The organism is Streptomyces sp. DS1-CR2, assembly GCF_055760475.1.
Map to the genome: position 1 here is coordinate 7,296,362 of NZ_CM147085.1, position 13,331 is coordinate 7,309,692.

Annotated in this window: 13 protein-coding genes and 2 pseudogenes; 10 read left to right on the forward strand and 5 right to left on the reverse strand. The window is 71.2% G+C overall.

Annotated elements, in window-relative coordinates; translation table 11 throughout:
- Positions 1-7 precede the first annotated feature (7 nt).
- Positions 8-787 (reverse strand): IclR family transcriptional regulator, encoded by a 780-nt coding sequence (locus ACY0PA_RS34245; protein ID WP_473081321.1) that lies wholly within the window; start codon positions 785-787, stop codon positions 8-10.
- Between the two features lie 243 nt (positions 788-1,030).
- On the opposite strand from ACY0PA_RS34245, the gene ACY0PA_RS34250 reads away from it, so the two are divergent.
- The 8 genes from ACY0PA_RS34250 (at position 1,031) to ACY0PA_RS34285 (ending at position 8,533) form a co-directional block, all read left to right on the forward strand.
- On the forward strand, positions 1,031-1,144 hold the full coding sequence (locus ACY0PA_RS34250) for a putative leader peptide (protein WP_473081322.1): 114 nt from the start codon (positions 1,031-1,033) through the stop codon (positions 1,142-1,144).
- 120 nt (positions 1,145-1,264) lie between these two features.
- On the forward strand, positions 1,265-2,311 hold the full coding sequence (locus ACY0PA_RS34255) for an ABC transporter substrate-binding protein (protein WP_473081323.1): 1,047 nt from the start codon (positions 1,265-1,267) through the stop codon (positions 2,309-2,311).
- A gap of 10 nt (positions 2,312-2,321) precedes the next feature.
- Positions 2,322-3,320, forward strand: a complete 999-nt coding sequence (locus ACY0PA_RS34260; RefSeq protein WP_473081324.1) for an NrtA/SsuA/CpmA family ABC transporter substrate-binding protein — start codon at positions 2,322-2,324, stop codon at positions 3,318-3,320.
- Positions 3,317-4,177: an ABC transporter permease gene (locus ACY0PA_RS34265; protein WP_473081325.1), complete on the forward strand. Its 861-nt coding sequence runs from the start codon at positions 3,317-3,319 to the stop codon at positions 4,175-4,177. The genes ACY0PA_RS34260 and ACY0PA_RS34265 overlap by 4 nt, the downstream gene beginning before the upstream one ends.
- Complete coding sequence (locus tag ACY0PA_RS34270) at positions 4,174-4,893, forward strand: ABC transporter ATP-binding protein (protein ID WP_266557756.1); 720 nt, start codon at positions 4,174-4,176, stop codon at positions 4,891-4,893. Before ACY0PA_RS34265 ends, ACY0PA_RS34270 begins: the two co-directional genes overlap by 4 nt.
- Entirely contained in the window at positions 4,894-5,760 is an 867-nt protein-coding gene (locus tag ACY0PA_RS34275) for an ABC transporter substrate-binding protein (protein WP_473081326.1), read from the forward strand.
- A 5-nt stretch (positions 5,761-5,765) separates the two neighbouring features.
- Complete coding sequence (locus ACY0PA_RS34280; RefSeq protein ID WP_473081327.1) at positions 5,766-6,848, forward strand: LLM class flavin-dependent oxidoreductase; 1,083 nt, start codon at positions 5,766-5,768, stop codon at positions 6,846-6,848.
- Between the two features lie 95 nt (positions 6,849-6,943).
- A complete protein-coding gene (locus tag ACY0PA_RS34285; RefSeq protein ID WP_473081328.1) occupies positions 6,944-8,533 on the forward strand; it encodes a GMC family oxidoreductase in 1,590 nt (529 codons plus the stop codon).
- Between the two features lie 12 nt (positions 8,534-8,545).
- On the opposite strand, the gene ACY0PA_RS34290 is transcribed toward ACY0PA_RS34285, so the two are convergent.
- Positions 8,546-9,772: a glycoside hydrolase family 64 protein gene (locus ACY0PA_RS34290; protein WP_473081329.1), complete on the reverse strand. Its 1,227-nt coding sequence runs from the start codon at positions 9,770-9,772 to the stop codon at positions 8,546-8,548.
- 334 nt (positions 9,773-10,106) lie between these two features.
- On the opposite strand from ACY0PA_RS34290, the gene ACY0PA_RS34295 reads away from it, so the two are divergent.
- Both ACY0PA_RS34295 and ACY0PA_RS34300 read left to right on the forward strand, forming a co-directional pair.
- Positions 10,107-10,898, forward strand: coding sequence for a VOC family protein (locus tag ACY0PA_RS34295; RefSeq protein WP_473081330.1), 792 nt, complete (start codon positions 10,107-10,109; stop codon positions 10,896-10,898).
- A gap of 115 nt (positions 10,899-11,013) precedes the next feature.
- Positions 11,014-11,277, forward strand: a complete 264-nt coding sequence (locus tag ACY0PA_RS34300; protein WP_473081331.1) for a WhiB family transcriptional regulator — start codon at positions 11,014-11,016, stop codon at positions 11,275-11,277.
- 72 nt (positions 11,278-11,349) lie between these two features.
- Here the strand turns inward: ACY0PA_RS34300 and ACY0PA_RS34305 are convergent, their stop codons facing one another.
- From ACY0PA_RS34305 to ACY0PA_RS34315, 3 genes and pseudogenes are all read right to left on the reverse strand, one after another.
- On the reverse strand, positions 11,350-12,327 hold the full coding sequence (locus tag ACY0PA_RS34305; protein ID WP_473081332.1) for an acyl-ACP desaturase: 978 nt from the start codon (positions 12,325-12,327) through the stop codon (positions 11,350-11,352).
- A gap of 164 nt (positions 12,328-12,491) precedes the next feature.
- Positions 12,492-12,782, reverse strand: a pseudogene (locus ACY0PA_RS34310) (N(G),N(G)-dimethylarginine dimethylaminohydrolase); the annotation flags it as partial.
- 365 nt (positions 12,783-13,147) lie between these two features.
- Positions 13,148-13,291: pseudogene (locus tag ACY0PA_RS34315) on the reverse strand (N(G),N(G)-dimethylarginine dimethylaminohydrolase); the annotation flags it as partial.
- Between the last annotated feature and the right edge of the window lie 40 nt (positions 13,292-13,331).

A 13,331-nucleotide genomic window follows, 5' to 3' on the forward strand; every position in this document is an offset into this window, starting at 1 on the left:
GCCGTGCCTACTGGTCCTGGCGGCGCTCCCCGGGCGGCAGCAGCAGCACCTCCAGGGCGCGGGCGCAGGTCCGTGCCCGGTCAAGGAACCACTCGGTGCGCCCGTCCGTGATCAGCTCGGGCGTCGCCCGGACCGCGAGGGCGAACCGGGCGTGCCCCGCACGGTCGAGAACCGGCACGGCCAGGGTGCGCACGCCGTGCGCCGACTCGCCGTCGTTGAGCGCGTACGCGTCGCGCCGCACGTGCTCCAACTCGGCTGCCAGCGCCGCCGGTTCGACGATCGTGCGGTCGGTGAAGGCGCGCAGCGGCGGCAGTGAGGCGAGGTCCGACTCCCCGGGCCGCCCCCAGGCGAGCAGCACCTTGCCCAGCGCCGTGGAGTGCAGCGGCCGGCGCAGGCCGACCTTCGGCGTGACCGAGCCGCCCGCCACGATCACTGCGTGCGGCCCGCTGCGCAGCGCCAGATCCGCGGTCGCGCCGGTGCGCTCGGCCAGATCGGCCAGTTCCGGAGCGGCGAGGTGCAGCCCGCGCTGGTGGTAGGAAAGCCGCCCGAGCTCCGTCACGGCCGGGCCGAGCCGGTAGCGCGCCGTACGGAAGTCCTGCTCGAGGAAGCCCGCGCCCAGGAGGGTGCGGGCGAGACGGTGTGCGGTGGAGACGGGCAGGGTGAGGCGGCGCGCCAGGTCGGACGCACTGAGGTCGGGCCCGTTGTCGTGGAAGCAGTGCAGGACGTCCAGAGCGCGCTGCACTGCCTGCGCGCCGCCGGGAGTACGGGGCGCGGTGGGGGCGGTCACGGTGGGGGCTCCCTATGGGTCGTACGTGCATGTGCTCGGGCTCTGGGTTCCCACATTACGGCAGCCTCGACGGGCCTCAACGGCGGCCATGGCGGACTCAAATTGCCATCTGAAACACTCCGTTCACACCCGTTCCCACAGGATGGGAAGCGGCTTGCCGGTCCGGCCGACGGCGTGCCACTGTGCACCCGTCACCACCGCGCCACGAGCACGGACCGCACGAACGCAGAGGGGAGCAGCGCCATGACCGGTAGCCTTCGCCGCGCCGCCGCGCTTGCCCCGCCCCTGGTCGCGTCCCTGTTCACGCTGCGCCGGCACATCGACCTGGCGCGCGTCTCCAGCGCCACCTGTCGCTGACACCACAGACCCTCACCGGCAGGCCCGCGAGCCTGCCTCCCCGCGCGGCACCCGCATGCCGCCGCGGCCCGCGTTCGCACTCCCCGCCGCCCCCATGCCTCTCCACCCCGGGAACCCGCCATGACGCATGCCCACGCCCGGACGACGACCGCCACGACCGCCGTCCCGGACACCCTCTGGTTCACCCGCTGTCCCGTGCCCACCGCGACCGGTATCGCCGCCGACCAGCAGTGGCTCACCGCCGAGTTCGCGCCGGACGGCATCGCCGTACGGTCCCTTCAGGACGCCGACCGGGACGTCGACCGCCGCACGCACTACACGCACGCGCTGCCCGGCCTCTTCCGCGAGGGCGGCAACGTCCCAGCCCTGTGGGCCCGTTCGCGCGGCGAGGAGACGCGGCTCGTCGGCCTCACCTGGATCGAGGAGCGCCAGACGATCCTGGTCGCGCCCGGCTCGGGCATCAGGGGCGCCGCCGCGCTGCGGGGCCTGCGCCTCGCCGCGCCCCGCCACCGCATCGCCATCGACTTCTGGCGGGCGATGGCCCTGCGCGGCTTCGAGGGCGCGCTCGCCTCGGCGGGGCTCGGCCTCGACGACGCCACCCTCGTAGACGTACCCGCCGAGGGGCACACCGGACAGTGGGCCGCGGAGCTCGCCGCCCTCCAGCGTGGCGACGTCGACGCCGTCTACGTCAAGGGAGCGCTCTCCGTCGAGGCGGCCCGCCGCATCGGAGCCGAAGTCGCCCTGGAACTTGACGAGTTGCCCGACCGCACGCAGCGCGTGAACAACGGCACACCGCGGCCCATCACCGTCCACCGCCGTCTCCTCGACGACCACCCGGACCTCGTCGACCGCTTCCTCGCCGTGCTCCTGCGCGCCGCCGACTGGGCCGCGGAACGGCCCGACGACGTGGCCCGCATCCTCGGTGCCGAGACCGGCGCGGGCGCCGAGGGCGTTGCCGGCGCCTATCGCTCCGACACCCACCGCACCCTGCACCCCGACCTCTCCGAGGGCCGCCTCGCCCTGCTCGCCCAGCAGTCGGCGGCCCTGCACGCCCACGGCTTCCTGCCCGAGCTCGTCGACGTACGGGACTGGGCCGACCCCGCTCCGCTGCACCGCGCCCGCCTCCTCCACCCCACCCCGCCCGCCTCCAACCGGCCCGCCCTCTAAGGATCCCGTCATGCGTATCCCGAAGACCCTGTCGGCGCTCGCCGCACTCGCCGCGCTCACGGCCGTCGCCGGCTGCGGCACGTCCGAGGCGGACTCCGGTTCCGGCGCTGCGGCCGAGGTCACCGTCCGCATCCCCGACCCCGGGAACTCCGGAGTCCTCGCCCTCGGCAAGAAGGACGGCTCTCTCGCCAAGGCGCTCGCCACGGTGCACACCAAGGTCGAATGGACGGGCAGCGCCGGCCCGTTCGCTCCCGCGGCCCAGGCGATGAACGCGAACCAGCTCGACATCGCGACCGGCTCGATCACCTCCGGCATCACCTCGCTCGCCCAGACCCCCGGCTTCAAGTTCTTCACCGCGACGGCCCCCGACCCGGTCGGCGAGGGCATCCTCGCCAAGAAGGGCTCCGGGATCGAGAAGATCGAGGACCTCGTCGGCAAGAAGGTCGCCGTCAACCAGGGCGGCACCGGCGAGTACCTGCTCCTCAAGGCCCTGGCCGACCACCACATCCCGGCCGGCAAGGTCGAGCGCGTCTACCTCCGCCCCGACCAGACCGCCGCCGTCTTCAACACCGGCAAGGTCGACGCCTGGGCGGTCTGGTCGACGTACGCGGTGGCCGAACTCGGCAGCGGAAAGGCGGAGTTCATCGCCGACGGCAAGAATATCGGCTCCGACAACTACAGCCTGAACGCCGTCCGTACTGGCTTCGCCGACGAGCACCCCGAGGTCGTCAAGGCGCTCTACGCCTACCTCCACGAGGGCAGCGTCAAGGAGAAGAAGGATCCGGCCGCCTATCTGAACGTGAACACCGACGCCGGCCCGCAGGCCGTCACCGGTGAGTCCCGGCGCATCCAGACCGGGTTCAACGCCGAGGGCGGCACCGTCGAGCCCATCACCGACGCCGACATCAAGCGCTTCGAGGAGGTCGCCCGGTTCTATGCCGATCAGAAAGTGACCAAGACGAAGGTCGATGTCGCGGCGCACCTCATCGATGTGGAGAAGCTGTCGTGACGCTCACCGACCGGCGGGCGCGGGGCACGGAACAGGCGGCGCCGCACGGTCTCGTCAGCCCGCGCCCGCCGTCCGGCCGACCCCGCCCCCGCGCCTACTCCGTCACCGTCCGGGCTCTCGGGCCTGTCGTCCTCCTCGTTTTGTGGTGGGTGGCGTCCGCGACGGGCCCGCTGACTCCCGACGTCCTTGCCTCACCGCCCCAAGTCGTCGATGCGCTCGGTGAGTTGTGGGGGAACGGCCAGTTGCCCGACGCGCTCACGACCTCCCTCACCCGCTCCGGACTCGGCCTCGCCCTCGGGCTCGTCACCGGCCTCACCCTCGGCATCACGACCGGCTTCACGCGGCTGGGGGACGAACTCCTCGACTCCTCCCTGCAGACCCTGCGCACCATCCCGTTCCTGTCCCTCGTGCCGCTGTTCATGGTCTGGTTCGGCATCAACGAGACCGCGAAGATCCTCCTCATCGCGGTCGCCACCACCTTCCCCATGTACGTCTCCACGTCCAGCGGCGTCCGCAACACCGACCGCAAACTCGTCGAGGCCATGCGCAGCTTCGGCATGAGCAGGCTCGGCATCGTCAGGGAGGTCGTCCTGCCCGGCGCCCTGCCGTCGCTGCTCGCGGGCCTGCGCCTGTCGATGACCCTCAGCGTCATCGCGCTCATCGCCGCCGAGGAGATCAACGCCACGGCCGGCATCGGCTACCTCATGTCCCAGGCGCAGAGCTACGCGCGCACCGACATCCTGGCCGTCTGCATCCTCGTCTACGGCCTGCTCGGCCTGATCGCCGACGGGGTCGTACGGCTCCTCGAACGCGGACTCATGCCGTGGCGCCGCGCCGTACAGGGGGCCGCACGATGAGCACAGCCGTAAGCATCACCGGCCTGCGCCGCGCCTTCGGTGACCGCGCCGTCCTCGACGGGCTCGATCTCACCATCCACCGGGGCGAGTTCGTCGCCCTGCTCGGCGCCAGCGGCAGCGGCAAGACGACACTCCTGCGCATCCTCGGCGCGCTCGACGGGGCCGACGGGGGAGAGGTCCTCGTCCCGGAGGCCCGCACGATCGTCTTCCAGGAACCGCGCCTCGTACCGTCCAAGAAGGTCCTCGCCAATGTGACGGTCGCGCTGCCGCGTGGGCAGTCCGCGCGCGGCCTCAAAGCCCTGTCCGAGGTCGGCCTCGAACGCCACGCGGACGCCTGGCCCGCCACGCTCTCCGGCGGCGAGGCCCAGCGCGTCGCGCTCGCCCGGGCCCTCGTGCGCGAACCCGAACTCCTCCTCCTGGATGAGCCGTTCGCCGCCCTGGACGCCCTGACCCGCCTCAAGATGCAGGACCTGGTCGGCGAGCTCTGCCGCGCGCACCGGCCGGCCGTCCTCCTCGTCACCCACGACGTCGACGAGGCCGTACGCCTCGCGGACCGCGTCTGCGTCCTGCGCGACGGGCGCCTCGTCACCGACGAACCCGTCGGCGTCGACCACCCCCGCGACCCCGGGGACCCCGCCTTCGCCGCCCTCCGCAGGCGCCTCCTCGCCGACCTCGGCGTCCACAGCCGCACCCCCGCAGAATCCGGAGTGATCTGAATGTCCGTCATCATTGGTGTCCACAACAGCAATCCGTCGCTCTACTACCTCTCGCGCCTGGACTACGCGCAGCAGGAACTGGCCGCCGTCGGTGAGAGCGCCGTCTTCCACTCCTACGTCAACGGCGTACGCACCGGCGAACTGCTGACCCAGGGCGTCATCGACTTCGGCGGCACCGGGTCGACCCCGCCCGTCACCGCCCAGGCCGCCGGCCACGACATCGTCTACACGGCCGTCTCGGCGCCCCGCCCCGACCACGGCGCGCTCCTCGTCCCGCAGGACAGCCCGGTCCGCACGGTCGCCGACCTCAAGGGCGGCACAGTCCACCTCGCCATCGGCTCGTGGCAGACCCACCTCATCGCCAAGGCCCTGGACGACGCGGGACTCTCGTACGCCTCGGACATCACCCCGGTCCGCGGCGACGGGAACAGCGAGAAGCTGCTGCGCTCCGGCGAGATCACCGCATGGGTCGCCCAGGGCGCCCAGCTCGTCGCCGCCCTGCGCACCGGAGGTGTCCGTGTCGTCGTCCGCACCGGCGACGTCATCTCCGACCGTTCCGTCTTCTTCACCCGCCGCGACCTGGCCGAGCGGCGCCCCGAGGTGATCGACGCCCTGACCCGCGCACTCCAGCGCGCCGACGACTGGGCGAAGGAGAACCCGCGCGAGGCCGCCGAGATCGCCGCCGAGCACCAGGGCGGCACCCCCGACGACTGGGAGACCGCGCTGCGCGCGCTGCCGTGGCGCATCGAGGCCGTCACGGACGAGTTCCTCGCCGAGCAGCAGCAGGGCGCGGACATCTTCCACCGCACCGGCTTCATCGAGCGCCCCGTCACGGTCGCCCACGCCGTGGCGCGAAAGGCGGCCTGAACGCCATGGCCGCCGCACCCGAAGTCCTCTGGTACATCATCCCGCGCGAGGGCGCCTACCCCTGGGAGCAGGAAGGCCGCAGGCAGGTCGACCTCGGCTACCTCAGCGGGCTCGCAGGAACCGTCGAACGCCTCGGCTTCTCCGGCGCGTTGCTCGCCACGGACCTGTACGACGTCTGGCCCCTGGGCAGCGCGCTCGCGGCCTCGACAAGCACCGCGTTCAAACCGCTCCTCGCGGTCCACCCCGGCCTGATCTCGCCGACGCTCCTCGCGAAGATGGCGCTCAGCTTCGACACGCTCTTCGGCGGCCGGCTGCGCTTCAACGTCGTCAACGGCTCGACGAAGTCCCTCCAGGAGTACGGCCTCCACGTCGAGCACGACGAGCGCTACGAACTGAGCGCCGAGTACTGGTCGATCGTGAAGCGCCTCACCGCCGGCGAGATCTTCGACCACAAGGGCCGCTTCTACGACCTCAAGGACGCCGGCGCCTCCTTCCGTGACCTGAAGCCCGTCCAGGACCCGCACGTTCCGCTGTGGTTCGGCGGCTCGTCCGCGCCGGGCATCGAGATGGCCGCCGAACACGTCGACGTCTACCTCACCTGGGGCGAACCTCCCCACCTGCTCAAGGAGAAACTCGACCGCGTCCGCGAGCGCGCCGCCGTCCACGGCCGCACCCTGCGCATCGGCCTGCGCCTCCACCTCATCGTCCGCGACACCGAGGACGAGGCATGGGCCGCCGCCGACCGGCTCCTCGACGTGACCTCCGAGGCCACGTACCGGCGGCAGCTCGGCGAGCGCGCGGGCGAGGACGGGGTCGGCTGGCAGCGGCAGTTCCGCCAGCACGGCGGCCGCGTCCCGGCCAGAGCGCGCGAGCTGGAGACCCATCCGAACCTCTGGCCCGGCATGAGTCTGTTCCGTCCGGGACCCGGCACGGCGGTCGTCGGCTCAGCGGCCCAGGTCGTCGAACGCCTCAAGGAGTACCAGGACCTGGGCGTCGACACGTTCATCCTGTCGGGTAACCCGCTCCTGGAGGAGGCGTACCGGGTGGCCGAGACGATCCTGCCTGCGTTGGGGGTGGTGAGGGGGTAGTGCGAAGGGCCTACCGAGGAGTACATCGCGGGTGTACACCTCCAGGGACGGCGGGGATCACTGCACAGCCCCAACCACCCACACCTGGAGTTGAGTTGAGCAAGGACAGCGAGTACGACTACGTCATCGTCGGTGCCGGGTCCGCCGGCTGCGTGCTGGCAGCGCGACTCTCCGAGGATCCGGCCGTGCGCGTCGCGCTCGTCGAGTCGGGCCCGCGCGACCGCAAACCCGAGATCCGCATCCCGGCGGCGTTCCCGAAGCTGTTCCGGACGCCGTACGACTGGGACTACTCGACGTCGAAGCAGTCCGCGCTCGACGGCCGCGAGCTGTACTGGCCGCGCGGCCACACACTCGGCGGCTCCTCCTCGATGAACGCCATGATGTGGGTGCGCGGCCACCGGGACGACTACGACGCGTGGGGCGAGGCGGCCGGCGAGGATTGGTCGTACGACCAGTTCGCGCGCTACTTCCAGCGCGCCGAACGCTGGGCGGGCACCCGGCGGGCCGACTCGCCGCACGGCACCCTGGGCCCGCTCTGGATCTCCCCGCCGCGCGACCCGAACGTGACGACGTCGGCGTTCCTCGACGCCTGCCGCGCCGCCGGTCTGCGCGAGCTGACGGAGCTGAACCACGAGGACCACGGCGGCTTCGCGCTCACCCCGCTCAACCAGCGCCGCGGCCGCCGGTGGAGCGCGGCCGACGGCTATCTGAAACCGGCCGCGCGCCGGCCCAACCTGCACATCCACACCGACGCCCGGGTCACGCGCCTCGACTTCGACGGCACCCGCGTGGCCGGCGTCGTCGCCGAGGGAGTCCCCGGCATCCTGCGCGCCCGCCGCGAGGTGATCCTCAGTGCGGGCGCCATCGGTTCACCGCAGCTGCTCCAGCAGGCGGGCGTCGGTGACCCCGGGCAGCTCGCCGAGGCGGGGATCGACGTCCGCGTCGCGTCCCCCGACGTGGGCCGTCACCTCCAGGACCATCTCTCCTTCGCCGTCACGATGCGCTGCCCCAGGCCCGTCACGCTCACCGGCGCGGACTCCCTGACCAATGTGGGCCGCTTCCTCCTCGCCGGGCGCGGACCGCTCACGTCGAACGTCGGCGAGGCGGTCGCCTTCATCAAGACCCGCCCCGAACTGACCTCCCCCGACATCGAGTTGATCTACGCTCCCGTGCCGTTCGTCAACCACGGGCTCACCCCGCCCGTCGAGCACGGCATCACGATCGGCGTCGTCCTGCTCCAGCCCGCGAGCGAGGGCCGCATCACCCCGGGCGGGGCGGACGCCTCGGCGCGGCCGCTGATCGACCCCGGCTATCTCGCCCGTGACGAGGACCTGCGCACGCTGATGGCCGGAGTGCGCCGCGCCGAGGAACTCCTCGCGGCCGAGCCGCTCGCCCCGTACACCGACGGGCCCCTCGCTCCGTACCCGGGGGCCGTCGGCGACGAGGAGCTCGCGCAGGTGATCCGCGCGGGCGCCGAGACGCTCTACCACCCCGTCGGCACCTGCCGCATGGGCGCCGACGAAGGATCGGTGACCGACCCGCGCCTGCGGGTCAGGGGCGTCGAGGCCCTGCGCGTCGTCGACGCCTCGGTGATGCCGCGCATCACCCGAGGCCACACCCACGCCCCGACCGTCGCCCTCGCGGAGAAGGCCGCGGAGCTCATCCGCGAGGACGCCGGGGCGTGAGTAGTCCGGGACCTACGATCCGACGCTTACCGTGAAGCGCCGCGGGTTGCCGTCGTGCGCCGCGCCGGACACGTCCGGCTGCCCGTCGGGGCGCACGTCGTCGTACGGGAAGGCGTACCCGATGGGCGAGTTGGCGTGCACGACCCGTGACCAGTGGTTGGTGACGCCGCCCTGGTAGTAGTCGGCCGTCGTGGTGCCGTTCGGCTGCTCGGGGTGGGTCAGCATGATGCTGCGGTTGAACCCGGCGGCGAGACGGGCGAGGAGGCCCTTCTTGTCGTCGGGGTCGCCGGGGTTGTTGGCGAACGGGCCGTGGTTGCAGGTGAAGATGTCCTTCGAGGAGGGCTTGGGGAAGCTGTGCCCGCCGTTGAAGGTGAGGGTGTCGCCGCTGACCCGGCCCGTGAACACGCCCCGGCCGCCCTGGAGATCGATCTTCAGGTCCGTCGTGCGGTACTTCTCCCAGACCTGGTCGACATAGCTGTCCCAGACGTCCCGGAACGGCATCTCGTCGGGGCGGTCGAAGTACGGGGCCATCAGGTTCTGCGGCGAGATGACGCGCAGGACCTTGCCGTCGCCTCCGCGGATGACGAGCTTGTCCCAGGGCTGCCCGTCCTTGGCGGTCTGGGCCGCGAGATCCGCGGCGATCCTGTCCACCGCGCCGTCCGGGAGCGGTGCGACGGTGTGCGTGGCATCGCCCTCCAGGGTCAGGCCGATGGGCAGGGCCGTCACCAGGTCGACGTAGCTGATGTTCGCGTACAACTGGTCCGAGTTGAAGGTGAATTCACAGAACGACCAGGTCTTCCCGTAGTTCGCGTCGGTGGAGGTCGCGAAGGCCGGCTCGACGAGCGCGGGGCCCGGATTGAGGAAGAAGTCGAGCGTGTCATCGCGTACGAAGTAGACGCGGGCGCCGTACATCTGAGGAAGCGTCAGGATCTTCGGGGCCGAACCGGCCGCGCCCAGCGGGATGGCGCAGTCGACGGGCAGCGGGGTCTGCGGGGCTGACGGCGAGTCGGGGTGGTAGACCCCGCCGTCGGGCTTGAGCAGCACCCAGCGGTCGGTGCCCTGCTCGTGGCCCGTGACATAGGCACGCACGGTGCCGGGCAACGACTTGTTCTGCAGGGCGAGTTCGCAGGTGGCGGGTGCTGCCTTGGCGTCCGGGCTGAGGGCGCTGCCCCAGGCCGGGTAGGTGAGTGCGGTGGCGGCCGTGGCGGCGCCGGTCAGGAACAGTCTGCGCGATATCACGGAGGACTCCTGAGGTGTGGGGGAGCACCACTGTTGCGAGTGCGGCGCGACGGGTCAAGACTTGTGACGGGGAGCGCTCCCATTTCCGTGGACCGTTCAACTCTTGGCGATGGCTTGGTGATGCTGGGCGTTGGCTGCACGGTGGCACGGTCGCGGCTGGTCGGCGGCTCATCGGCGGCCCATAGGCGACTCGGAGCCGGTCCGGTGCGGCGGCGCGTGGTGACGGGGCGTGGTGACGGCGCGTGGAACGGCCATTGTCAGTGCGCGGTGCCAGACTCGGTGAGGCAGACAACGGGACCCCTGCAAGGGGGGCACCCTCAACGAGGAGGGCACCATGCTCACCACCCGTTTCGTCGACGGCTCGCCGAACTGGCTGGATCTCGGAACCCCGGATCTCGACGCCGCCGTTTCCTTCTACAGCGGGCTCTTCGGCTGGCAGTTCCAGTCGGGCGGCCCCGAGGTCGGCGGTTACGGCCTGTTCCAGCTGGACGGCAAGACCGTCGCCGGCGGCATGACCGTCACACCCGACCAGGCGTCGCCGTCCTGGACCGTCTATTTCCAGACGCGGGACGCGGATGCGACGGTGAAGGCCGCAGAGCAGGCCGGCGGATCCGCGCCCTTCCGGCCCATGGACGTGACGGACCTGGGCCGCATGGCGATCATCGCCGACCCGGCGGGCGCGACTTTCGGCCTCTGGCAGCCCGGCCGGAACAAGGGCCTGGGCCTCGCCACCGACGACTTCTCGCTCAACTGGATCGAGCTGTACACCCCGGACGTCGCCGCGGCCAAGGACTTTTACCACTCGGTGCTCGACTGGGGCACCTTCGACGTGTCGTTCCCCGGCGGTACGTACACGACGGTGAACCCGATGGGCACCGGCGAGGACGACATGTTCGGCGGCATCGTCACGCTGGGCGACGACCCGGCGGAGTCCGACATCGGGGCGCACTGGTCGCCGTACTTCCATGTGCCGGACGTCGACGCGATCGCCGCCCGGGCGCAGGAGCTCGGCGGTAAGGTGCGCTTCGCGCCCACGAACCTGCCGGGCGTCGGCCGCATCGCCAAGCTCACCGACCGGCAGGGCGCCCGCTTCGCGGTGATCAAGGGAGACCCGAACCAGACCTGAGCCGGGTCCGGGCGCGCCCCGCAGGGGCCGGGCGGGTTCAGGCCGAATCCGCCCGGCGCGCCGCGTTGATCAGTCGTTGATCGTCTGTTTTTCGCCACGCGGCACGATCAGTGGCATGTACTCGAACCACACGCTGCGCCCCGTCACGAGCGCTCCCGGGGCCCCCGTCCCCTCATGGCAGGACGAGGCGCTGTGCGCCCAGACGGGCGCCGACTTCTTCTTTCCCGAGCCCGGCAGCTCGGTACGCGAGGCGAAGAGCATCTGCGGCCGGTGCGAGATGCGCTCCGCCTGCCTGGAGTACGCGCTCGCCAACGACGAGCGCTTCGGCGTCTGGGGCGGCCTCTCCGAGAAGGAGCGCCACCAGCTGCGCCGTGGCTGAGCGGGCCACACGCCCGTGACGCGGCACGCCCCGGGCGCGTGGCCCGGGGCGTGCTTGCGTGACGGGGGCGGCTCAGCCCGCGGCGCGGGCCGCCATGCGGGCCTTGCGGGCGGCGAGCTTCTCGTCGAACTTGGAGGCCTCGCTGTCCAGGCCGCCCATGTACAGGCCGAGCTCCTCCTGGGCCTTGAGACCCTCCGGGCCGAGCCCGTCGATGTCCAGGACCTTCAGGTAGCGCAGCACGGGCTGGATCACGTCGTCGTGGTGGATGCGCATGTTGTAGATCTCGCCGATGGCCATCTGGGCGGCGGCGCGCTCGAAGCCGGGCATGCCGTGTCCGGGCATCCGGAAGTTGACGACGACGTCGCGCACGGCCTGCATCGTGAGGTCGGGGGCGAGCTCGAAGGCCGCGCCGAGCAGGTTCCGGTAGAAGACCATGTGCAGGTTCTCGTCGGTGGCGATGCGCGCCAGCATGCGGTCGCAGACCGGGTCGCCCGACTGGTGGCCGGTGTTGCGGTGCGAGACGCGGGTCGCGAGCTCCTGGAAGGCGACGTACGCGACCGAGTGCAGCATCGAGTGCCGGTTGTCGGACTCGAAGCCCTCGGCCATGTGCGCCATGCGGAACTGCTCGAGCTGGTCCGGGTCGACGGCGCGCGACGCCAGCAGGTAGTCACGCATCACGATGCCGTGGCGTCCCTCCTCGGCGGTCCAGCGGTGCACCCAGGTGCCCCAGGCGCCGTCGCGGCCGAAGAGGGAGGCGATCTCGTGGTGGTAGCTGGGGAGGTTGTCCTCGGTGAGCAGGTTGACGACGAGCGCGATCCGGCCGATCTCGGTGACCTTGGACTGGTCCTTCGCCCAGGCCTCGCCGTCCTCGAAGAAGCCGGGGAAGTTACGGGCGTCGCCCCACGGCACGTACTCGTGCGGCATCCAGTCCTTGGCCACCTTGAGGTGCCGGTTCAGTTCCTTCTCGACCACTTCCTCCAGCGCGTACAGCAGCTGGGCGTCCGTCCAGGTGGAGGACGAGCTACCGAGGTGGGGAGAGGTGATGGTCACGAGGGCTCCAGGGGGGACGGGAGTAGTACGAGGAGACGAATCGCAGGCACGAGCGGTTGTACCTACGGTGTCGTAGGTTACGTTGCCGTAGGTTAAACCCTCTGTAAAGGGCCCCCCGGAACCGGCCCCTCCGGCCTCAATGGCCTCTATGGCTTCATTGCGCCTCAGGAGTGCAGCTCGCGGAGCCTGACTGAGAGGCACGTCACACAGCCCTCCAGCTTTTCGAACTCGCCGATGTCCACCAGAACCGGCTCCAGGCCGAGATCCGCGTACAGCTCCGCCGTCCTCGGCGCGCTCGCCGCCATCAGGAGCTTCCCGCCGCCCAGGAGCATCACATGCGCGCCGGCCTCTTCCGGGACGGGCAGGAAGCGCGGGAAGAGGGACGGCACGTCCACCATCGGCTCGTGCCCGACGACCGTGCCGTCGGGCAGGGCGGTCACGGCCGATTTCAGCTTGATCTTGCCAGGAACCCCGGGCGTTTACGCCCGGGAGCAATCGCATCCCGAGTGCAGCGGGCGGAGTCCCGCAGAGTCCGGTACGCTCGCGGTCGGAGACTGCGATGCGAAAGGCACGAACCACTCGCCGGTGGGGACACGGTTGCAGCTTGGACCAGCTCCTTGAGACTTGGGTCGCACACAGGCGACTCGCGGCGACTCCACCACCCCTGGGGTGCGTGGTAGCGGGGCGCAGTCAATCGCCCCTGTACGGAACCCCGTACTGGACGCAGCCATACCTGTCACAGCCAGTGATGGCTCGAGCAGCAAGCCCGGGAATTCATTCCGAATTCATTCCCGGGTAGTTGACATGCAGCACCTTGCTGGCCGTGCGCCCGGAGCGCCGCGACATAGGCCTCCCATTGCGAGAGCGCCAGCGCCGGGTCGACCGGGGTGCGCTCCACGTGCGTGACGAGGCCGTCTGCGAGGCGCGGCCCCGGGCGGCGGATCAAGGCCTTCCGGCTCGGCATGTGCGGCTCCTTGGGGCTGTCGTCCGGTCGGGGCTCACGG